The organism is Spirosoma montaniterrae, from assembly GCF_001988955.1.
Taxonomy (GTDB): Bacteria; Bacteroidota; Bacteroidia; order Cytophagales; family Spirosomataceae; genus Spirosoma; species Spirosoma montaniterrae.
Window position 1 is genome coordinate 5,125,973 of sequence record NZ_CP014263.1, and the last position, 22,621, is coordinate 5,148,593.

Sequence of the window (22,621 nt, forward strand, 5' to 3'; positions counted from 1 at the left end):
GGCCTTTGTCTGTCTATTAAGTAGAAGATTGGCGGGTGGATTGCGAATTTTTTGAGAAAACGGCTAACTATACGTCCACCGCACGGCTACTATGCGCTCTATTTATCTATTCGTTTTGCTTGGTTGCGCTCTATTGTCACAGGCGCAGGTGCCAGCCGGTTTTGTACAACGTCAGATTGCCCGGAACCTGAATCCAACGACACTGACCTTCTCGCCCGATGGCCGGTTGTTCGTGGTTGAAAAAGACGGTGACGTGCGCGAAATCATCGACGACGTGCTGGCTCCTGACCCGTTTCTAACCGTTGGCAATGTTGACGTCAGCAACGAACGCGGGCTGTCGGGCTTGTGTTTCCACCCCGATTTTCCCCGGACGCCCTACCTCTACGCATACTATACCGTGAAAGGCCGCAATGCCAACCGGCTTAGCCGATTCACGGTATCGGGCAGCACGGCAAATCCGCAAAGCGAAACGGTGCTGATGGAATTTGATCAACTGGTTGGCTCCATCCACAACGCCGGAGCCATGCGGTTCGGCAATGACCGTAAACTGTACGTAACTATTGGCGATGGCGGTAGCCCCGGATCGGCGCAAAGTATGACGTCGCTGCTGGGCAAAATCCTGCGGCTCAACGACGATGGAAGTATTCCTGCCGACAACCCGTTTTATAACCAGGTTAGCGGGCAATTGAGGGCCATTTACGCGCTCGGTTTTCGCAATCCGTTTTCAATGGACATTGACCGGGCATCGGGCCGTATTTTCGTCGGCGACGTTGGTGGATCTAATTTTGAAGAGGTTAATGAGGTGTTGGCTGGGCGGAATTACGGCTGGCCGATTATCGAAGGACGCCGGAATGGGCAAACCGCACCCGCCAATTATCAGGATCCAATGTATAGTTACGACCACAATACGGGTTGCGCCGTAACGGGCGTTGCGTTTTATAACCCAGCTACGGTTCGTTTTCCAGCCGCGTACCAGGGTAAGTTTTTCTTTGCCGACTATTGCCGGGGTACTATTCAGATGCTCGACCCACAAACCGGTCGGCTCATCAGCGATTTCGTAACGGGAATCGACCGGCCCGTAGCAATTGTTGTCAGCCCCGACGGATACCTGTACTATGCGGCCCGCGCCGGGCTGGGTGGTGGCTCATCGCAGGATAACACGTCGACCTGGAACGGCGCAGTGCATAAGGTGTCCTACTTTGATTCGGGAAAACCGTACATCACCAACCAATCGACTAACGTGCTGGTGCCGGTTGGTGAAGCCACTACGTTCACGGTTGAAGCGGTAGGCCAGAAACCCATGACCTACCGCTGGTTTCGGAACGACCGGCTCATTAGCGAAACAAATCAGAATACGTTCACGATCAGCAGCCCGGCACTTGGTGACAACGGCGCGGTCTTTCGCTGCGTGGTGGTAAACGCGCTCGGAACCGACGAATCGACACCCATGACGTTGCGCGTGGTGCAGGGGCAGCGGCCCGTAGCCCGGATCAGGCAACCCGCTACCAACGCGACGTATCGGGCCGGTGGTGTTATCAACTTTGCGGGCGATGCGCTCGATGCCAGCCAAAAGCCGCTATCCGGGGCCAAACTGACGTGGTGGATCAACTTTCACCACGATGACCATACGCACCCGGCTCTTAGCCCAACCACCGGCTCCGTCTCCACAGGAAGTTATACCATACCCCGTTCGGGCGAAACATCGACCAACGTCTGGTATCGGGTGCATTTGCGGGCTACCGATGTGTCGGGCCTGTTTTCAGAAACGCATGTTGACGTAAAGCCCGAACTGGCCTTAGTGACGGTCGCCAGTAATCCGTCGCTGGCTGATTTGTATCTGGATGGCGAACCCCATCAGGCAGGTTTCACGTTTGAGTCGGTCGTTGGCACAATCCGCACGCTCGAAACCCGGCCCTACCGGGCTACGGCAGATGGTTTTGCGAAGTTTCTGGGCTGGAACAGTCAACTGAAAACGAGCCGCGTCGATTACGAAATACCGGCCCAGAACGCCACGCTGACAATGACCTACGAAATGCTGCCCTCGTCGGGCGGGAATGGCTTGTGGGCCGAATACTATGCAAGTACAGACGAGTTTAAGGAATTACCCACGCTGGTGCGAATTGACCCAACTGTTAACTTTGACTGGGGAGACAAGGGGCCAAGAGGTGTGGGCGATGATAAATTTGTGGCACGCTGGACCGGGAAAGTGCTTGCACCGTTCACCGATACGTATACATTCTACGTACAATCCGACGATGGTGTCAGGCTGTGGGTCGATGACAAACTATTGATCGATAAATGGATTTTTCAGCCCGAAACGGAGTGGTCGGCGCGAATCGATTTAGTAGCGGGGCGGCAGTACAACATCCGAATGGAGTACTTAGAAAATCAGGGCGCGGCTGTTTCCCGGTTGTTATGGAGTACATTGACACAGTTCGACAAAGCTATTGTAAGCAAAGGACAATTGTTTGCCGTACAGGTCATCACCGCTACCGAGCCAGTTGCTGAGGCCAGTCTGACGGTGTTCCCCGTACCTGCCCGCGAACAGGCAACCGTGCGCTACGAAGCTACCGCTGCCAGCCCAGCCCAACTTGATGTAATCGATCTGCTGGGGCGGGCGGTTTTCTCGCGTTCGGTACGCGTATTGCCCGGAACAAATGAATACGTAATACCCGTTTCCGAGTGGCCGACTGGTTTATACACTGTTGCGCTGAAAACCGAAAACGGTAAGGTTGTCAACAGGCGGTTGTTGGTGCGGTAGATGCTATTTTTCCCTGTTCTGCAAGCCCCCGAATTAATTCGGGGGCTTGCAGAACAGGGAAGCAGTGGGAATTAAAACCGCATCCGAATGCCGGCCAGAAAGTTTCGTCCGGCTTGTGGGTAGAAATAATTGTCGGCGATGAGTCGACCCTCCGAGATATAAGCGTAGGTGTAGCCGTTCGACTCGTACAACTCGTTCAGCACGTTATTGAGCAGGAGCGTAAACGAAATTTCCTGAGCAAACGATGGCTTTATTGTGTAAATAACCCGAATGTCGTTCGTGAAATAGGGGTCGAGTCTTCTGCTGGCGTTCGAGGTATTGTCTAAATATTGCTGCCCCACATACTTTGATAATAAGCTCAATTCCAGCTTGTTGGCTGGGGTAAATAGCAACTGAGACCCGGCAATTACGTTTGGCGAGAACGAAATATCGGTTTCGCGGTAGGTGCGGCTTTCCTGTTCGCCCGTGTCGAAATTGTCTATGAATTCAGTAAAGTTGCGAATTCGGTTGCGGCTGAATGTAGCATTTACGTTCCAGCGGAGTTTTTGCGCCAGTTTCGCCCCCGCTTCCAACTCCAGCCCGGCCCGGTAACTGACCGGAATATTGACGCGGTTATAGGCTCCAACGTCGTTGATCTGCCCCGATAACACCAACTGATTCCGGTAATTCATGTAATACGCATTGGCCGTAAACGCCAGTCGCTGCGTTTGCCATTTCCAGCCCGCTTCGTAGTCGATTAATCGCTCGGCTTTGGGGCGGCTTGCGGGTGTCGATTGGGTGAAATTGTCGCGGTTGGGTTCGCGATGGCCCACGCCCACCGATGTATACAGCGTGTTGCGGTCGTTCAGCACGTAGGTCAGGCCCGCTTTCGGGTTGAAGAACGTCAGGTTGGCGGTTTGCTGCACATTCCGAAGTTGCCCGTCGAAGCCCAGAAACGAATAGCCCACCGTCCGTACCTGTAAATCGGCAAAGGCGTTCAGGTTGGGCGTAAACTGGTAAAACGCTTTGGCATACAGATTGGCGTCGGTTTTGGTAGCGTCGTTGTCGTAATAACGGTCGCGGATATTGGTATTCCCGGCGATGCGTGCCCAAATGATTTCGCCGAAATGTTTGCCCTGATATTGATTCCAGCCACCACCAATGTTGGCCGTTAGCTTGCCGAAACTGTTGTAATCGAACGAAAACACGGTGCCGTAAAAATGATTGTCTAACCACCGTCGGCGGATAAAATCGGTCTGCCTAATCGTAGAATCGCCAATCATCACATTCGGCAGGCCATAGTCGCTGTAAGGTTCGTCGGGACGGAACTGCTCGAAATAACCCCGGCCCCGCGTGTAGAAAAACGACACGTTCGACCGCCATTTTCGGCTCAGTTCATGCGACGTAATCAACTGATACTGATCCTGCTGGTAGTTGTCTGTTTCGTTGTCATACGTGTAGGGGTTGAATGTCCGGTTGGTTTTCAGCAGATTCTCCGGCACCCCGCCCCACGATTGGTAGGTTTGTTCCTGGCCCGAAAAAATGTTGAGCCGGATAAAACTTTTGCCCGTATAATAGCCACCGGATACATAGAACGACCGCAAATCGGAGAATGCCCGGTCGATGAACCCGTCAGAATAAATCCGCGATAGCCGTGCATCCACCACAAAATGGTTATTCAGCAGCCCAGTTCCGGCCATAACCGTAGCCCGACGCGTACCAAACGACCCGCCCGACAGGTTGGCCTCAGCATAGGGTTTTTTCTCCAGCGAATTGGTTTGAATATTCACCGACGCCCCAAACGCACCCGCGCCGTTGGTCGACGTGCCTATGCCGCGCTGAATCTGAATGCTGCTTACCGACGACGCAAAATCGGGCATGTTCACAAAGAACGTCCCCTGCGATTCGGCATCGTTGTAAGGAATACCGTTGAGCGTCACGTTTACCCGCGTGGCGTCGGAGCCGCGTATCCGAATGCCAGTGTAGCCAACGCCTGCACCCGCGTCGGAGGTGGTCACAATAGAGGGCGTGAAATTGAGCAGTTGCGGAATGTCCTGACCCAGATTGAGTTTGGTTAAATCCCGACGCGTCACGTCGGTATAGGCAATAGCCGATTTCTGATTGGCCCGCGTTGCGCTCACCACCACTTCATCGACGGCAATGGCCGTTTTCTGTAGTGTGATCGATACGGTTTTCATCTGAGCCGGGTCGATGGTCTGCGTTTGTGCTTCGTAGCCCAGCAGCGAAGCCCGCAGCGTTATAAGGCCGGGTTTAAGATTCGACAGCCGGAATACGCCGTTCGCATCGGCAAACGTGCCAATGTACGTACCTTCAACAGTGATGGCTGCACCGGGCAGCGGATCGTCGGTGTCGCGCACGGTGCCGGAAATGGAGAGTTGTGCCCAAACAGGCACGACCAACAGCCACAGCAGGGCCGTCGATAGAGAAAAGTAGGTCGTCTGTTTTTTCATGACGAAAAAGCGACGATAGGCAAAGGGGCCGGACCTACCTTTGGTTTGATGGTTTGTGTATCCGGGCGAACAACCCGTTCGCCCTACATTTCCCTTCGCAGCATTACCTGTGCAGGTTCAATGGGTATAATCTCAGCCCGTTATATTGGGGCACCCCTTAGAAGATTAGCACGGCAAATATAAAGTAATTTTAATATAACAAGGTTACTGAGCGGACGTTATGCTATCTGAGTAACCTTATTCTCCAATTTGAGTTTATTGTAGACACCACGTTTGACGTAGACCTCAGGCCCTCTTATGAATGAATTTGATTTAGTTGTTCTGAATGAAAACATACCGGCCAAACGCCTGAAAGCAGGTGATGTCGGCACCATCTTAACCGTTTACAGTGAAGGCAAAGCATTTGAGGTTGAATTTGTCACGTTGACGGGCGAAGCCGTGGCGATTGAAACCTTATTGGCGCATCAAATTCGGGCGGTTCGGGCGTCAGAAATCATGAGTGTACGCGATACGGCTGTTCTGGAAACGGCAAATCCGTAAACTTTTGAGCATTATGCTTTTCCGTAACGCAGATTCCTTCTAATTTTGCAATCCAAATTGCAAAAGCATGAGCAAAAAGAATCCCGGATTAGAGTTTTTAGAAGACCCGGACGCATTAGAAGGCAAATTAGAGGAAGTTGGTGACTTCTTCCAGCAAAACCAAAAGCTGGTACTGGGAGTTGTTGGGGGTATTCTGGCCTTGATCGTCGGTTTCTTTGGTTACAGATATTACATCAGTACGCAGGACGAAACGGCGCAGGCTGAATTATTTCCGTCCGTCTATCAACTCGAAGCCGACTCAACCAGCAAAGCAATCAACGGCAACGGCAGAACGCCCGGTCTGCGGGCCGTGGCTGATAACTACGGCTCAACCGATGCCGGTAATCAGGCCAAGTTGCTGACAGGCGTTGCTTTCATGAAGCAGGGTAAGTACGATGAAGCGATAGACTATCTGAAAGGTTTCTCAGCATCGGATTTGCTGTTGCAACCCCGTGCCTACGCGCTCATCGGCGACGCCTACATGGAAAAGAAAAGCTACGATGAAGCGGCTGAGTATTACAGTAAAGCGGCTGATTATAAGCCGAATAAGTACTTTACGCCCGGTTATCTGCTGAAACTGGCGATTGCCCAGGAGCAGGCCAAACAGAACGACAAGGCTATCGAAACGTACAACGACATCATCAATACCTACGCGCAATCGACCGAGGCTGTTCTGGCTAAGAAGTACAAATCCGTGCTCGAAGCAACAGTTGGCGAGTCGTAAGCGTATCTGAACAAATCAATACAGCGAAGGGACAAAGCCAACCGAGGTTTTGTCCCTTTTTTTGACCTGTGATTCGTCAGATTTTTTTGATTAATCAGATTCATTTTTCGCTCGCCCTGAGCCGAAAATCAGTACACATAGCAATCAACAATAGTTGATAAATTGCAAGTTAAATCAATCAGCGAAATCAGGTCAATCCGACGAATCACAGTTCTGACATGTCATCAGCCCACAAAAACCTTAGCGTCTTCGCTACCGACGACCTGCCCGATGTGAGCCATCGGCGGTTTGCTATTCTGGTTGCCGAATGGAATACCGAAGTGACCGAAGCCCTGTTCAACGGGGCCTATGAAACCCTGCTGGCCTATGGCGCAAAGGCGGAAAACATTATTCGTGGCAATGTGCCGGGCAGCTATGAGTTGACGCTGGGGGCGCAATGGTTCGCTCAGCGCGATGACATTGATGCGGTAATTGCGCTCGGCTGCGTGATTCAGGGCGAAACCAAACACAACGATTACATCAACCACGCCGTAGCCCAGGGCCTGACCAACGTAAGCCTGAAAACCGGCAAGCCCGTGATTTTCGGCGTATTAACGCCTAACGACCAGCAACAGGCCCTCGACCGGGCGGGCGGCAAACATGGCAACAAAGGCGATGAAGCCGCTATGACAGCCATCAAAATGCTCGGATTACAGAAACTGGTTTATTCGTACCAATTTAACTAATGAATGATGGAATGATTGAGTGATTGAATGAGCCGCCAAACCACGTCGGGTTTATTCAGTCATTCAATCACTCTACCATTCAGTCATTCAACCACTATGCACGTCTGGAAATTTGGCGGTACATCGGTCGGGAAGCCCGAACGGATGCAGTCGATTCGCCACCTGATTACCGCCGACGATACCCGTAAAATCGTCGTGCTGTCGGCCCTGTCGGGGTCGACCAACGCCCTGTTAGCTATTGGCGAGGCTTTGAAAAATAATAATGATGCCGAAGCCAACGCGCAAATCGACAAACTCAACGCGCATTACGATGCGTTTGTGAGCGAACTCTACAAAACCGATGCGGGCCGGGCGGCTGGTCGGCAGGTGGTTGATGCCGAGTTTTCGTTCATCCGGTCGCTAACCCGCATCAAGCCGTTTACGCTCAAGCAGGAGAAAGAACTCGTGGCCGAGGGCGAACTGCTCAGCACGCAGCTATTTCATGCGTTTCTGGCCGAAGAAGGTGTTTCGTCAACGCTGTTGCCCGCGTTGGAGTTTATGCGTATCGACGCTGATAATGAGCCGGAAATTCAATTTACAGAAGAAAAACTGGCTGAAATATTGCCTGCTCATGCCGATAAGCAAATTATTGTGACGCAGGGTTTTATCTGCCGGAATCCGCGTGGCGAGGTCGATAACCTGAAGCGGGGCGGCTCCGATTATACAGCCTCGCTGATTGGCGGAGCTATCCGGGCCGAGGAAATTCAAATCTGGACCGACATCGACGGGATGCACAACAACGACCCGCGCATCGTGAAAAATACGTTTCCCGTTCGTGAACTGACATTCGATGAAGCGGCTGAATTAGCCTATTTTGGTGCGAAGATTCTGCATCCGTCTACCATTACGCCCGCCCGCATGTTTGGCGTACCGGTGCGTCTGAAAAACACGATGGACCCCACTGCGCCCGGTACGCTCATCGCCGACCGCACAAGCGATCAGGTATTCAAAGCCGTAGCGGCTAAAGATGGTATCACGGCTCTGTATATTCACTCGACCCGGATGCTGAACGCTTACGGTTTCCTGCGCCGGATTTTCGAGATTTTCGAGAAGTACAAAACACCGGTCGATATGATTACGACGTCGGAAGTGTCGGTATCGGTCACGATTGATAATACCGAACGCATTCAGGAAATTACCGACGAACTCAGCACATTCTGTACGCTCGAAGAACCCGACTACGACCAAACGATTATTTGCATTGTTGGTAATTTTAGTGCTGATAACGAGGGGGTTGCCGTGCGTGTGTTCAACGCGATGAAGAACATCCCCATTCGGATGGTATCGTATGGCGGCACCGAAAGTAACCTCTCGCTGCTTGTTCACGGCAAGTATAAAGCCGACGCGCTGAATGCCCTGAATGAAGGGCTATTTTCGCTGTAACTTTGCATTCCCAACTGCCATGACCGACGCCGAATTCTTACAGGCCGTAAAACGCTCCGTGCTGGAAATCGATCCGCAGGCCGAGGTGTGGCTATTTGGTTCGCGGGCAAGGGGCGACGCACGACCCGACTCGGACTGGGATTTTTTGGTGCTGACTGAGAGGCCCGTTAATCGACAGTTTAAGTATTTTGTCTGGGATCATTTATACGGTCTGGAACTGACATCCGGGCAGTTGATTAGCACTCTTATTCACCAAAAAGAGGAGTGGGAGGATTTAGAGGTCACAGACCTCTACCAGAACGTTAAAGATGAGGGCAGGCGGCTATGAAGAAAACCAAAGAAGATGTAGTTGCCTATCGTTTACAGAAAGCGGTCACCGATTTGGATACGGCAAAAGCTATGGCTGCGATTCAACAGTGGGACGGCGCGATTAACCGGCTTTACTACGCAGCCTTTCATGCCCTAACAGCCATCATGCTTGAGGAAGACATACGGGTAAAATCGCACAAAGGCGTTATGATGATGCTGGGCGATCAATACATAAAAACCAATCGCATCGATGGGCAGTGGGGAAAGTTTTATAGTCACTTATTTAAAAGTCGCAACGACAGCGATTACGAAGATTTCGCCGTTTTCACCGCCGATGACGTGCTGCCTTTGTTGACCCAAACCGAAGAATTCATTACCGTTATCAAACGGCTGATTATAACGAACTAATGCTTCAACTTCCCTTCATTCGCGAAAATAAAGACACCGTGCTGGCGGGCCTGCGTAAGCGGCACTTTGCCAACGCCGATGCCATTATTGAACAGGTTCTGACGCTCGATCAGCAACGGCGCGATACGCAACGCGATCTGGACGATACGCTGGCGCAGTCGAACGCTAAAGCCAAAGAAATTGGTGCGCTCATGAAAGCGGGTAACAAAGCAGCCGCCGAATCCGCGAAAGCTGAAACCGCCGACCTGAAAGTACGCTCTAAAAATTTAGACGACGCGCTAAAAACCGCCGAACAGCAGTTGCAGGACTTGCTTGTAACCATTCCGAATATTCCCCACAGCAGCGTACCCGAAGGCCGCACCGCCGATGATAACGAAGTGGTACTGGAACACGGCGACATACCGACACTCCACGCCGATGCTCAGCCGCATTGGGACCTCATCAAGAAGTACGACATTATCGACTTTGAACTCGGCGTCAAAATTTCGGGCGCGGGCTTTCCGGTCTACAAGGGAAAGGGTGCTCGGATTCAGCGGGCTTTGATCAATTTCTTCTTGGACGAAGCACTCGCGGCTGGCTACGTAGAAGTGCAGCCGCCCATTGTGGTCAACGAAGAGTCGGGCTTCGGGACGGGACAACTGCCTGATAAAGAAGGGCAGATGTATTATGTTACAGAAGATAAACTGTACCTGATTCCGACCGCCGAAGTACCCATCACGAACCTGTACCGCGACGTAATTGTAGCCGAAAGTCAGTTGCCCATTTGCAACGTGGGGTATACGCCCTGTTTCCGGCGCGAAGCGGGGTCGTGGGGGGCGCACGTGCGCGGGCTAAACCGGCTGCATCAGTTCGATAAGGTTGAAATCGTGCGTATTGAGCGGCCCGAAAACTCGTATGCCGCCCTCGAAGGCATGAGCCTGCACGTGCAGTCGCTGCTGCAAAAACTTGAACTGCCGTACCGGGTGCTTCGGCTCTGCGGGGGCGATATGGGCTTTACCTCGGCCCTGACCTACGACATGGAAGTATGGTCGGCGGCACAGGGACGTTGGCTCGAAGTTAGCTCGGTATCGAACTTTGAAACGTATCAGGCCAACCGGCTGAAGCTGCGGGCTAAAATCGAGGGAAAAACCCAGTTGCTGCATACGCTCAACGGCTCGGCACTGGCCCTGCCGCGCATTCTGGCGTCGATTCTGGAAAATAATCAAACACCCGATGGTATACGTATCCCGAAGGTGCTGGTGCCGTACTGCGGCTTCGATGTGATTAACTAACAGGCATTTGCACTCCTTCCTTGTCCATGCCATCGTTCCTGAAATGGGCCGTCTTGTTGTTAAACTGGCCTGCGTTCGTTTTCGCGCAGCTTCAAATTACGCACCCAATGCCCCGGCTGGTAGTGCAGCGCGGAACCGATGGAACGGGGCGGCTTTACATTACGGGTCGGCTGGCGGGCGCGGCTGACCGGGTTGAAGCGCAGCTTACGCCCGTTTCGGCAGGGCAGGGGAGTGCGACGCCCTGGCAAACGGTGCAGACTAACCCGGCAAACGGCCTCTTTCTGGGCTACATAACCGGGCCGGGCGGCTGGTACGTGCTGACAGTACGCACGATTGTCAACAACACGATTACTGAATTCGCTACCGTACAGCCGGTAGGCATTGGCGAGGTGTTCATCACCGCCGGACAGTCGAACTCGCGCGGGTTGGGTTTTGGCGACAACGACCTCGGCACGGCAACGGGCCGGGTTGTGGCTATCGATTCTACCAACGACACCTACCCACCGGGAGCCGTTTACGCCGTATCGTCAGGCGATCCATTTCCAGTCCCGGTTTTTAAGACGCTCACGGCGGGTAGGCGCATTTATCCAAGAGCCGAAAGTTCGTGGGGCTGGGGCGAACTGGGCGACTATATTGTGAATCGTTACAACGTGCCGGTCGCTTTTTACGTAGCAGGCTGGGACGGTTCGACTGCTGAAAACTGGCACCGAACTGCCAACGGCCTGCCCACCTGCAACCGCTACTGGTGCGACGCCGACTGGCCGTATCTGCAACCCTATACCAATCTGAAGCACTCATTACAGTATTATGCATCGGTATCGGGCGTTCGGGCGGTGCTTTGGCATCAGGGCGAGGCCGAATACGACTATGGCAACGGAAGCAGCAGTGTGCCACAGTATTACGACCGGCTGGTGGGCATCGTTCAGAAATCGAGACAGGACTTTAATGGGCGAAACCTGCCGTGGGTGGTAGCAAGAGCCTCGCGCAATAACGATAATCCGCCCACATTGCCCCAACTGATTGCTGAACAGCAGCGTGTAATCGACACGCCCGGCCTGAATGTATTTCAAGGGCCCTACAACGATACCATCGTCAATCGAAATGCAGGCGATATAGACGTTCATTTCCGCAATGCGTTTCGGCCAACGCCCCATCCGCAGTACTACCTGAATCCGAACAGCATACCGGCGAATATGGGGCTGTCGCGGTTTGCCCGCAACTGGAACGCCAGCCTGAACAATGCTTTTTTCCAGAACGCCCAGCCGTCGGTGCCCAGCGTGTTTGCGGCCACCGGCTCCGTTGCCAGCTATGTACTCCCCGGCGACAGTCTCTTTGTGCCGTTCGTAACGTCGGGTACGTTCAACGCGGGTAACGTCTGGCAAGTGCAACTGCTTGATTCGTTAGGGCGATATATCAGCACGCTGGGGAGCGGCCCAGCCAGTCCGGTGCGGGTAAAACTGCCCGGCAGTTACCAATCGGGGCGGTATCAGGTGCGCGTAGTGGCGAGTTCGCCCGCGCTGCCTGCCGTACCGTCGAATCTGTTTCGCATCACCACCAACATACCGCTGGCCGATGTAAGTTTGTCGATGCAATCCGGGGCGCGTACACTGGGGCAAAGTGGGCCGGTAGGTATAACTCTGCTCGTTCATAATGCCGGGCCGGGCGCGGTTGGTAGCGTAACCGTGCGCGACCGTTTGCCCGCTAACCTCACCGTGCTGAACGCGCCGGGCCTGTCGGTCAGCAACGGCGTTCTGACGGGTACGCTCACCAACGTAGCCGCCGGGGCTACGGTGCCGCTGAGTTTCACCGTTCAACCCACGGCGGTAGGGCAATACCGCAATGCTGCCGAAATCAGCCAGTCGTCTATGCCCGATCCCGACAGCCAGCCTAACTCGGGTACTGGCGACGGTCAGGACGACGCGGCCATTATCGATTTCCGTACCACACAATCGGGCGGTGGCATATATGTGTCGCCCAACCCCGATCAGGTGCCGCTGCCAGCCGTGCAGTCCAACCAACCCGCGCCCAGCCCGACCAAAGCTGATATTAGCCTTAGCCTGACCGTGAGCAACCGCAGCCCACGCCTGAACGACGTAGTTTCGTATAGCCTGACGCTCACCAATGTGGGTGGGCAACCGGCTACAAACCTGAACGTGGCGGCCTATCTGCCCGCCAGCCAAACATTTGTGCCGGGCGATAATCTGATTGTGTACGGAGCCAGTTTAGTAGGAAGCCTGAACAGTTTAGACGCCGGTAGCAGCTATACGTTTATGTTCCGGGCGCGGGCTACGGCCATCGGGCGCGGTATCTGCGCGGCCCAACTCACCTCAGCCACCCCCGCCGACCCCGACAGCACCCCTAACAACGGCACCACCAACGGCGAAGACGACACCGCACAACTCGACGTGCGGGTACGGTGAACGGGGCTAAACAGTGCAGCGTTGGTAGCAGGAATATTATCTGTTGCTGGCGAGCTTATGAACAAAATCTTCACTCACCTCAACAGTTTGGGCTATCTGACTAACGGTTAAAATGCCCAAACTCAAGAGGTTTTTAACGGTCTCTGTCTTTACTGATAAATTCTCAGCTTCTTTAGCTTCTTTAATTCGTTGCTTTTCAGCCTTCACGGCCTCTGCGTTGGCGGCTGTTACACGAGCGAAATAGGCCCGCTCTTCCGGGGTCATCTTTCGGGTGTCCAACTCCTCAATGGCACGGCGGAGCCACTCCTCATTCCAGAATGCCGGGTATTGAGTCGGTTCGGTTGTATGAAGCGTCTTCATCGTGTAAATAAGTTTATCTAAATCGGTTTCTACCTCAGCTATTGATTTGGTGAATTTAGCTAACTCTACAATGATAAATGTCATTTGTGAGTCAATAGTTTCGCCCTGTTCGCTTCGCAGATTGGCAACCGTATGAAAACGGGTTGTTGGTAATATATTCTTCACTAAAATGGCAATAGCGTAGATTCGGGGCAGGTTAGCATAGTCAAATTCGCCCCGCTCCACTACGGTATTGAATTTGTGCAAGGCGTAGAATTTCATGCGTTGTACAAAGTGAGGGGCCAGTCCTAACTGCATTTCGACAATGAACTGTGTACCGTTTTCGTCGGTACAGGCTAAATCAAAAATGCCGCTCCGACTGTCTATGGTCAACGCTTCGAAAGCATTTTTGTCGAAACGCACGTCACGAATTGGCGTCTCTGATTTAATCAGTGCCTGCAAAGCTACCCGCAAAAACAGGCTATCTGCTTCATTGCCGAAGGTTGCCTTAAAACCGTAATCAGAAAGGATTGAGATAAACCGTCTGTCTTCACTGTACAAGTCCATACAGTACAGACGCGAAAACGACGGGAAGTATCGGTGCGGAGGAATAAGTAACGGGCGCGGGGGTTGGTGTTGGGCGACTGATTACACGTTCCTAAACCTTTACACAACCGTTTATTTAAGCTAAAAATCGTCTTCAGTGGGCGTGCGTTCTGTCACAGAGACAGCCGACCGCGCGAAGCGCAATCAACTACACTTTGATACTAACCAGCCGAAAAACAACACAATCAGAATCAAGAAAATGATTTGGATGATTGTCGTTACCTTATCGTTATTTTTAAGATGTCTGTACGCTCCATCCAAATCTCCATTTCTTATTAGATGCGGTGACTCACTTGTAACAATTTCTGTTGCTCGCTCTTGATTACCATTTTCATATGCTTTGTAGAAATTTTTTTTCCAACTACTCTCATGTGCAGCTTTTTTAGCCATAAGGACCTGCTTTTCTTGGGTTGCCCGTTTAGCTGGATTCCATTTAGTACCGCATGACAAACAGTAAACATCAATGTTACTACTGCCGTGAAAACCTGCGAGCACTCCAACTCCGCCAGTCACTATAGCACCTGCTACAGCTTTTCCACCACTAAAGCCCCTTTTTTGGGCTGAAATTTGCGTTGATTTACACTTTGGACACTGTACAGATTCGCTCATGTCTTATTTCAAACCATATAATGTTGATTGTAACAAAACTATCCTTTTGTGACAGTTAGCTTATAAGACGGACGCCGACCTCTAAGCCTACATTTGTATTACTCAGACATTTAATTTATCAGCCCAAAAGCGGAAATAGAAGCCCAAGTATTGCCCTTTGCGACGTACTTCTGTCGGCGGGAAGCCAGTTCTTACAGAACGGACAATAAAGAACAAATAGATTTTAGACTAAAATTTCACTAACCTGATCGGTTGGCCTATCGGACAAGACCTGCTGAATTCATCCTATACAAGATGCTACCCAGCCAACTACTCCAACAACTAATCCCATAAGAATTAGCATAATAAGCTTGGAATTCCTGTCTTCTTTTTTCAGGTCTTTGTAAATCTCTGGCAGAGTGGAAGCCTCTAACATGTAAGGCCGTTGGTCAAGAATAATCTCCTCCGCTTTGTACAAGTAACTGTTTTCAAACGCATGATAGAAATTAGCCTTCCAACGTTTTTCATCTAAAACTTGGGCTTGTCGCTGCTCTGTCAACCGGCGTGCTGGCGACCAAGTATGACCACATTTTAGGCAATGTACGTCTACATTGCCACTGCCATGAAAGCCCGTAAGTACGCCAACACCACCTATAACTACAGCACCAGCAACGGCTTTGCCACTACTGAAACCACGTTTTTGGGCTGAAATTTGATTTGAATTGCACTTAGGACAATGTATAGAGTCACTCATAAAGACTCGAAATTTGATTGTGATGAGTATTACAAACCTGCCAAACCGGGGCGTTCCTGGGTCGTCAGAAACTTGAATATAAAAACCAAAGCCGCTTAAACGGGGTGTTTGGCCCGACAGCCGCAATCCAGAAACAGAATCCTATATCTGACTTTGCTTACAACGACAATCAGTTTGAAGGATACAGGCTATCAATGCAACAACTGCATCACAGTCATTGCGCTGCCTATATGCTGAAACTGTACAACAATAATAAGTTGTCAAATACTACTTTATATATAAATTTATTGAATGGTAAATTTAAAGTTTACCTTATTTGAAGAAAAGTACTTATGCTCCACTCATCCCCCTCTTCCTGAACGCTTTACGCTGACTTCTCGTTAAATTCAGACCCGCCGATGCTTTCTTTATAGGTAAAACCGTTGATCGATTCGTTTATACAACTGAGTCGGGTTTTCGTTTGTCTGAATCGTATGAAAACGCAATGGATGGTGTTGGGCGCGGTGGGCGGTGCGGTGGCACTGACGCTGTCGTCGTTTTTGGGGGTGTTTGAGAAGCGCGTTGACTATAACACGCAGATTAAGCCTATTCTCAACAAAAACTGCATTGCCTGTCACGGGGGCGTTAAGAAGGCGTCGGGCTTTTCGCTGCTCTTCAAACATGAAGCACTGGCCCCGGCCAAGTCGGGCAAACCGGCCATTATTCCCGGCGACGCCGACAATAGCGAACTCATCCGGCGGCTTACACTCACCGACCCCGACGAGCGGATGCCGCTCGATCACCCGCCCCTGAAACCCGACGAAATTGACCTGCTCACCAAATGGATCGATCAGGGTGCCGAATGGGGCGATCATTGGGCCTATCAGCGCGTGGAACGGCCCGACGTGCCGGAAGTTGGCACGTTCTGGAGTCGCCTTGGTTTGGCCGAAAGCGACGAAACAAAATGGGTTAAAAACGAAATAGATCATTTTATTCTGCGCGAGTTAGAGACGCAAAATCTTACGTCGTTACGTTCGCCCGAGGCTGACCGGGCTACGCTCATCCGGCGCGTGTCGCTCGACCTCACGGGGTTGCCACCCACCGAGCGGGAAGTGGCTGACTTTGTGAACGATAAATCGCCGGACGCGTATGAAAAAGTGGTTGACCGGCTGTTGGCGTCGCCCGCTTACGGCGAACGCTGGACGGGCATGTGGCTCGATTTGGCCCGCTACGCCGATACCAAAGGCTACGAGCGCGACCCTGGTCGGAAAATCTGGCGATACCGCGACTGGCTCATCAAAGCCTTCAACAGCGACATGCCGTTCGACCGGTTCACGACTGAGCAACTGGCGGGCGATTTGTTACCCACACCTACCGACGATCAATTGGTCGCAACGGGCTTTCATCGCAATACCATGACCAACGACGAAGGCGGCACGCAGGACGAAGAGTTCCGGGTGGCGGCTGTCATGGACCGGGTTAATACTACGTGGGACGTATTCCAGGGTACGACCTTCGCCTGTATTCAGTGCCACAGTCACCCCTACGACCCCTTTACGCACGATGAGTATTACAAGTATCTCGCCTTCTTCAACAACGCCCGCGACGAGGACGTAACAACCGATACACCCACGCTGCGATTCTACAGGGACAAAGATTCGGTAGAGGCTTTGGCCCTGAAACACTGGATGCTGAAGAACGTTTCGGCACGGGGCGAATCGGCGCATGAGCGGTTTTTGCGGACGATGGAGCCGAAGTATAACTCGCACAGCATCAAACAGGTAGCTAATGCGTCGCTGCTCGATGCCAAGTTTTTCGGGGCGCAGCACAATGGATTGGGGCAATTGGATGGCGTTGACATGACCGGCAAAAACCGGCTGTTGCTCGCCTGGGGTACGAAGGACGCTGGAGCCAGCCTTGTTGTTCGGCAGGATAAACCCGACGGGCCGGTGTTGCTTACGCAGCCCGTACCGAAGACCGGCAATCAATGGAACGATACCATTCAGGCATTTTCGATACCGGCGGTGGCTGGGCGGCATACGCTGTTTTTCTCGTTCAGTAACCCCAAAAATCCCAAAAACTGGACAATGATTAAGTGGGTGGCCTTGCAACAGGCTCTGCCCGATGCCGCGCAGGAGAAACGCTATCTAACCCTGCTCAACAAAGAAGTCGACCAAACGCCGATTATGCTCGACGGTACGGGCGATCTGGCCCGAACTACGCATATTTTCGAGCGGGGTAACTGGCTGGTGAAAGGCAAGCGCGTATCGCCCGACGTGCCGAAGATTTTTCCGGCAATGGACGCTAAACTGCCCAAAAACAGGCTCGGTCTGGCCCGCTGGATGACCAGCCGCGACCACCCGCTCACGGCCCGCGTAGCCGTAAACCGATTCTGGGAACAACTCTTCGGCGCGGGTATTGTCGAAACGGTCGAAGACATGGGTACGCAGGGCATTCCGCCCACGCACCGCGAACTGCTCGATTATTTAGCAGTCGAATTTATGGAAACCGACCGCTGGAGCGTAAAGAAACTGCTGAAACGTCTGGTACTGTCGGCTACGTACCGGCAGCGGTCGGAAGCCTCGCCTGAACTGTTGGCAAAAGACCCGTTCAACAAACTGCTGGCGCGGGGGCCGCGCGTCCGGCTTTCTGCCGAGGCCGTGCGCGATCAGGCGTTGGCCGTGAGCGGGTTGCTGAGCCAGAAAATGTACGGTCCAAGTGTAATGCCGGTGCAACCCGATGGCATCTGGCAGTCGCCCTACGACGGCGAAAGCTGGAAGCAAAGCGAGGGCGAAGACCTGCACCGGCGGGCATTGTACACCTACTGGAAACGCACGGCCCCGTATCCATCGATGGTGACGTTCGACAGCCCCAGCCGCGAGTTTTGCCAGTTGCGCCGACTTCGTACCAACACCCCGTTGCAGGCTTTGGTCACGCTTAACGACCCGGTCTATGTTGAAGCTGCCCAGCACTTAGCCGAGTATATGCGACAGCACGGCAAAACGCCCGAACAGCAGATTCAGGCCGGTTTCCGGCGCGTGATGCTCCGCGATCTGGCTCCGAAGAAGCTGACTGTTTTACTGCAACTGTACCGAAATACGGAAGCGCACTATCAGCAAAAACCCGACGAAGTGAAAAAACTGATGGCCTGCACAGACGCAACGCCCCAATTGGCCGCGCTGACCGTTACGGCAAATACGATGTTGAATCTGGACGAGGTGATAACGAAAGAGTGACTTTACCCCACCCCAACCCCTCCCCTGAAAACAGGGGAGGGGCTTAGCTGGATACCAATGGGACAGATTTTACACAATAGAAAGAATATGGAAGAACTGCGTCGGGAACTGCGAAAACAGCTTACCGATGCCGAAGCTATACTTTGGAGCTATCTGAGAAGCAATCAGTTAGGTGGGCGAAAGTTTAGGCGACAACACAGCGTTGGTAGTTACGTACTTGATTTTTACTGCACTGCCGAACGGTTGGCGATTGAAGTCGATGGCTCTGTACACCAACAGCCAGAAAACCTTCTGCACGATCAGGAACGGGATGACGCGCTGGCGAATCTTGGTATCAGAACGATACGCATTAAAAACGATGAGGTCGAAGCAGACATAAGCAGCGTTTTGCAACGAATTAGTGAACAGTTCGTAAACAATTCACATTGAGCTTCCCCCCTCCCCTGAAAACAGGGGAGGGGCCGGGGGTGGGGTAAAAACACTATGAACAACCTGCTCAAAGAACTTCAACAAGCCGCTGCCGAGCGCGAAACCCGGCGGCATTTTCTGCATACCTGCTCAACTGGGCTGGGCGCGATGGCCCTTAGCTCTATTCTGGGCGGCTGTGGTTTCTTCGGAAAAGAGAACGGCACGGCTGCCGTAGGTGGCCCGTCGCCCATTACTGACAACCCTTCTCTGCCGCAGCCATCGCAATTTGTGCCGAAGGCGAAGCGGGTAATCTACATTCACATGGCCGGGTCGCCGAGCCAGTTGGAACTGTTCGATTACAAGCCCGAATTGATCAAGTACAACGGCAAAGACTGCCCGCAGGAACTGCTCGAAGGAAAGAAATTTGCCTTCATTCGGGGCGTTCCGAAAATGCTGGGGCCGCAGGGTAAATTCGCCCAGCACGGACAGTCGGGTGCGTGGGTGTCTGACTATCTGCCGCATTTACAGGGCGTTGTCGATGAAATCTCGTTCCTCAAAGCCATGCATACCGACCAGTTCAACCATGCACCCGCACAGTTGCTGATGCATACGGGTAATGCCCGGCTGGGTCGGCCCAGCATTGGCTCGTGGGTGACGTATGGGCTGGGTACTGAAAACGATAACCTGCCGGGCTTTGTGGTGCTGGCATCGGGTGGCAAACAACCCGACGCGGGCAAGTCGGTTTGGGGAAGTGGCTTTCTGCCGACGGTGTATCAGGGCGTGCAGTGCCGCACCGACGGCGACCCGGTTTTGTATGCGTCTGACCCGGCGGGCATCAGCCGCGACGTGCGCAAACAAACCATCGACGCCATCAGTCAGATTAATCAGCAACAGTACGACGACGTGAAAGACCCCGAAATTCTGACCCGTATTGCCCAGTACGAACTGGCCTTTCGGATGCAGATGTCGGTGCCCGACGCGATGGACATCAAGAGCGAACCGCAGTATATTCTCGACAGTTACGGCGTTGACCCGGCCAAAGGCTCATTTGCCCGGAACTGTTTGTTGTCCAGAAGGTTGGTTGAGCGTGGCGTTCGCTTCGTGCAGTTGTTCGACTGGGGTTGGGATACACACGGCACGAGTGCCGACGGGGCCATTGAAATCGGGTTGAAAAACAAGTGCCGCGAGTCGGACCAGGCGGTGGCGGCTCTGCTGAACGACCTCAAACAGCGCGGGCTGCTCGATGAAACGCTGGTCGTATGGGGCGGTGAGTTTGGCCGCACGCCCATGCAGGAAAACCGCGACGGGCAGGTGCTGCCGTTCATGGGCCGCGACCACCACCTCGAAGCCTTCACGGTCTGGATGGCGGGCGGGGGGGTTAAACGCGGCTTCAGCTACGGCGAAACCGACGATATTGGCTACTATGGCGTGAAAGACAAAACCCACGTCCACGACCTCCAAGCCACGATTCTGCACCTGCTCGGCTTCGACCATGCCAAATTGACCTATCAGTTTCAGGGTCGCCCGTTCCGCCTGACCGACGTGGCCGGGAAGGTAATCAAGCCGATTTTAGCGTAAGTTTACTGCGCTATGCCCAACCGCATCTTTCTTATTCACGGGTACGTTGAAGACCCAACCATCTTTGACCAGTTGGTGCCGTTGCTGCCACCGGCTGAGTATGTGCGAATTAATTTGTCGGAGGAGTTTGCCCGCTGGCAACCTATCGGCCCAATCAATGTGAGGTCACTGGCAAACTATATAGCCGGTCAGTACAACATTACGGCGAAAGACGTTGTAATCGGCCACTCGATGGGCGGCTGGACGGCTATCAACATCAAAGAAGTTACCGGCGCAACGGCCATTCAACTGGGGTCCTGGACCGATCAGAAGAAGATTCTGTTCCCGACCGATAACCTGACGTTCATCCGGTTTTTGCTTGTGACGGGCGTTACTCAAAGTAAAGTATTCAACAGTTTTTTTAAGAGGCAATACCCTTTCGATGAGTCGCGGGAGGTGTACAATCGGCTGATCGATGGTTCGCGGCAGATGAGCCGACCGTATTTGTGGCAGCAGTTGCAGACGCTTTTTGCCAACGTGCCGCCCCTAACCGTTCAGCCCGATTTGCGGATTCATGCCCGACCCGATAACGTGGTTCGGTATCCCGATGAGCCGTTTGTGGAAGTCCCCGGCGACCATTTCTGTTTGGTTTGCCATGCCGAAGCCGTAGCCAAACCTATTCGGGAACTGCTGAGCAATCGCCCCTGAGCGTTCGCAGACACTCAAAATACTTCGCCTAAACCGAAGAAAAATCCCTTGGCACCGTTGTTTCCCTGAGCAAAATCAATGCACAGCGTTGTTCGGCTCTGTTTCTGAAAAAGAACCCGCAGGCCAACGCCAGCCCCGGTTTTCCAGAACCGAAACAGATTTACGTCGTCCTCGGAAGCTGATTGCGCGTTTACGAAACAGACACCGCTGAGTAGTTTATTCCGCGTGATGGGGAAGCGGTATTCGGTCTCGAAATAACCATACGATAAGCCCTTAAAATTGCCAATGGTATAGGCTCGCCCACTGCGGGCGTAGGTATCGTAGCCCGTGGCTGGTAGCTCAAGGTAAGGCAGCGTGCCACTCAGTCTGTAAGATGCCCAATGCCAGAAAGCCAGTACGTGTTCAGGATTCTGTTGGCTCAATGACCAGTATTTGCGGAAATCGTAGACCAACTGAACGGCATTTTTGGTGCTGCCCAACCAACGCTGGTTGACGCGTAAAGCAAAATCGGCATATATACCGTCGTAAGCCCGAATCGGGTGTTCGCGGGTGTTGTACTGAAAGGCCAGCAGCAGGCCATTGGCAGAATACCGGGTTGGGTTAAACCCATTTTTCAGACTGTACAGATAGTGTGGCGTTTCCAGCCCGGCGGCTTGCTTCTCGTCGGCAATCTGGGCGCGAATGTCCATACTAACACCTCCGCCCATGTAGGTGTGCGCCCCAATTTTACGGTATAGTTTTTCCGTCAGTCGGATATAAGTAAATCTGATGGGGAAGGCACCCTCTCCATTTTGTAACGGAAACTCATTGATAATGAAGCGGTTTTCGCGAGACGTGTTTTTTCCTGTGCCAATGCCGTAATCAACAAGTCCGAATCGGGCCAGTTGCCAGTGGCCCTGAAAATTCCATTGATTGCCCGTCGTAAATATATTATGCCGGGCCTGCGCTGTGAGTATGCTCTTCGACGTATACAACGCTTCCAGGCCGAAAACCGAATAAGCCGTTGTTGCGGCATCGCCATACTGCCTGCCAGCAGTTACTTTTCCGCCGATAACAAACCCGAAGCTTGGATTATACCCCAGCGACGGTAAGAAGGCCACACTGGAGGGCGATTCTTCTTTTTTCGGTGCTGATTTCTTCAATAACGACCGGAGAATGTCGCCGACGTCTTTTACACGCTCCTGTTCAGAGGTATCTGCATGGTCAGGCGTTGATAACTGTGCCTGTGCGGTTAAAGCGGAAAAAGCGAGTAGAGCAACCGAACCAATAAACAAGATTAGCCCGAACGGTCTGCTCTGCCTCAACCGCCGGTTGGTTATTGCCATCGGGGTCGGATTCTTGGGTTAGTGCAGTGTTTCGGGTTCATACGCCCAAAGT

General features: G+C 52.8%; 17 protein-coding genes. 13 read left to right on the forward strand and 4 right to left on the reverse strand.

Features of this window, described 5'->3' with window-relative positions; genetic code table 11:
• The first annotated feature begins 91 nt into the window (after window positions 1-91).
• Window positions 92-2,761 carry a PQQ-dependent sugar dehydrogenase gene (locus tag AWR27_RS22095; protein ID WP_077133191.1) on the forward strand — a complete coding sequence of 890 codons (2,670 nt, stop codon included), beginning with the start codon at window positions 92-94 and terminating at the stop codon, window positions 2,759-2,761.
• A 71-nt stretch (window positions 2,762-2,832) separates the two neighbouring features.
• Here the strand turns inward: AWR27_RS22095 and AWR27_RS22100 are convergent, their stop codons facing one another.
• Window positions 2,833-5,211 (reverse strand): TonB-dependent receptor, encoded by a 2,379-nt coding sequence (locus AWR27_RS22100; protein ID WP_077133193.1) that lies wholly within the window; start codon window positions 5,209-5,211, stop codon window positions 2,833-2,835.
• Window positions 5,212-5,508: 297 nt separating this feature from the next.
• Here AWR27_RS22100 and AWR27_RS22105 point away from each other — a divergent pair, with 297 nt between their 5' ends.
• The 8 genes from AWR27_RS22105 (at window position 5,509) to AWR27_RS22140 (ending at window position 13,069) form a co-directional block, all read left to right on the forward strand.
• On the forward strand, window positions 5,509-5,751 hold the full coding sequence (locus AWR27_RS22105; RefSeq protein WP_077133195.1) for a DUF4926 domain-containing protein: 243 nt from the start codon (window positions 5,509-5,511) through the stop codon (window positions 5,749-5,751).
• A gap of 67 nt (window positions 5,752-5,818) precedes the next feature.
• Window positions 5,819-6,514, forward strand: coding sequence for a tetratricopeptide repeat protein (locus AWR27_RS22110; RefSeq protein ID WP_077133196.1), 696 nt, complete (start codon window positions 5,819-5,821; stop codon window positions 6,512-6,514).
• A gap of 218 nt (window positions 6,515-6,732) precedes the next feature.
• Window positions 6,733-7,239, forward strand: coding sequence for a 6,7-dimethyl-8-ribityllumazine synthase (gene ribH, locus AWR27_RS22115; RefSeq protein ID WP_077133197.1), 507 nt, complete (start codon window positions 6,733-6,735; stop codon window positions 7,237-7,239).
• 96 nt (window positions 7,240-7,335) lie between these two features.
• Window positions 7,336-8,661: an aspartate kinase gene (locus tag AWR27_RS22120; protein ID WP_077133198.1), complete on the forward strand. Its 1,326-nt coding sequence runs from the start codon at window positions 7,336-7,338 to the stop codon at window positions 8,659-8,661.
• A gap of 19 nt (window positions 8,662-8,680) precedes the next feature.
• Complete coding sequence (locus tag AWR27_RS22125) at window positions 8,681-8,989, forward strand: nucleotidyltransferase domain-containing protein (protein WP_077133199.1); 309 nt, start codon at window positions 8,681-8,683, stop codon at window positions 8,987-8,989.
• On the forward strand, window positions 8,986-9,378 hold the full coding sequence (locus AWR27_RS22130) for a HEPN domain-containing protein (RefSeq protein WP_077133200.1): 393 nt from the start codon (window positions 8,986-8,988) through the stop codon (window positions 9,376-9,378). Before AWR27_RS22125 ends, AWR27_RS22130 begins: the two co-directional genes overlap by 4 nt.
• A complete protein-coding gene (gene serS, locus AWR27_RS22135; RefSeq protein WP_077133202.1) occupies window positions 9,378-10,649 on the forward strand; it encodes a serine--tRNA ligase in 1,272 nt (423 codons plus the stop codon). Before AWR27_RS22130 ends, serS begins: the two co-directional genes overlap by 1 nt.
• A 26-nt stretch (window positions 10,650-10,675) precedes the next feature.
• Window positions 10,676-13,069, forward strand: coding sequence for a sialate O-acetylesterase (locus AWR27_RS22140; RefSeq protein WP_077133203.1), 2,394 nt, complete (start codon window positions 10,676-10,678; stop codon window positions 13,067-13,069).
• Window positions 13,070-13,105: 36 nt separating this feature from the next.
• Here the strand turns inward: AWR27_RS22140 and AWR27_RS22145 are convergent, their stop codons facing one another.
• Both AWR27_RS22145 and AWR27_RS22150 read right to left on the reverse strand, forming a co-directional pair.
• A complete protein-coding gene (locus AWR27_RS22145) occupies window positions 13,106-13,975 on the reverse strand; it encodes an Rpn family recombination-promoting nuclease/putative transposase (RefSeq protein WP_077133204.1) in 870 nt (289 codons plus the stop codon).
• Window positions 13,976-14,158: 183 nt separating this feature from the next.
• Window positions 14,159-14,623: a hypothetical protein gene (locus tag AWR27_RS22150; protein ID WP_077133206.1), complete on the reverse strand. Its 465-nt coding sequence runs from the start codon at window positions 14,621-14,623 to the stop codon at window positions 14,159-14,161.
• Window positions 14,624-15,829: 1,206 nt separating this feature from the next.
• Between AWR27_RS22150 and AWR27_RS22160 the strand changes: the two genes are divergently transcribed.
• From AWR27_RS22160 to AWR27_RS22175, 4 genes are all read left to right on the forward strand, one after another.
• Window positions 15,830-18,571, forward strand: a complete 2,742-nt coding sequence (locus tag AWR27_RS22160) for a DUF1553 domain-containing protein (protein ID WP_077134147.1) — start codon at window positions 15,830-15,832, stop codon at window positions 18,569-18,571.
• Between the two features lie 87 nt (window positions 18,572-18,658).
• Window positions 18,659-19,000, forward strand: coding sequence for an endonuclease domain-containing protein (locus tag AWR27_RS22165; RefSeq protein ID WP_232326070.1), 342 nt, complete (start codon window positions 18,659-18,661; stop codon window positions 18,998-19,000).
• Window positions 19,001-19,054: 54 nt separating this feature from the next.
• The gene (locus AWR27_RS22170) at window positions 19,055-20,557 is read left to right on the forward strand and encodes a DUF1501 domain-containing protein (protein ID WP_077133211.1); all 1,503 of its coding nucleotides are present in this window, start codon (window positions 19,055-19,057) and stop codon (window positions 20,555-20,557) included.
• A 12-nt stretch (window positions 20,558-20,569) separates the two neighbouring features.
• Complete coding sequence (locus AWR27_RS22175) at window positions 20,570-21,244, forward strand: alpha/beta fold hydrolase (RefSeq protein WP_077133212.1); 675 nt, start codon at window positions 20,570-20,572, stop codon at window positions 21,242-21,244.
• Window positions 21,245-21,258: 14 nt separating this feature from the next.
• Here AWR27_RS22175 and AWR27_RS22180 read toward each other — a convergent pair whose 3' ends face one another.
• Window positions 21,259-22,569 carry a BamA/TamA family outer membrane protein gene (locus AWR27_RS22180; RefSeq protein ID WP_077133213.1) on the reverse strand — a complete coding sequence of 437 codons (1,311 nt, stop codon included), beginning with the start codon at window positions 22,567-22,569 and terminating at the stop codon, window positions 21,259-21,261.
• Between the last annotated feature and the right edge of the window lie 52 nt (window positions 22,570-22,621).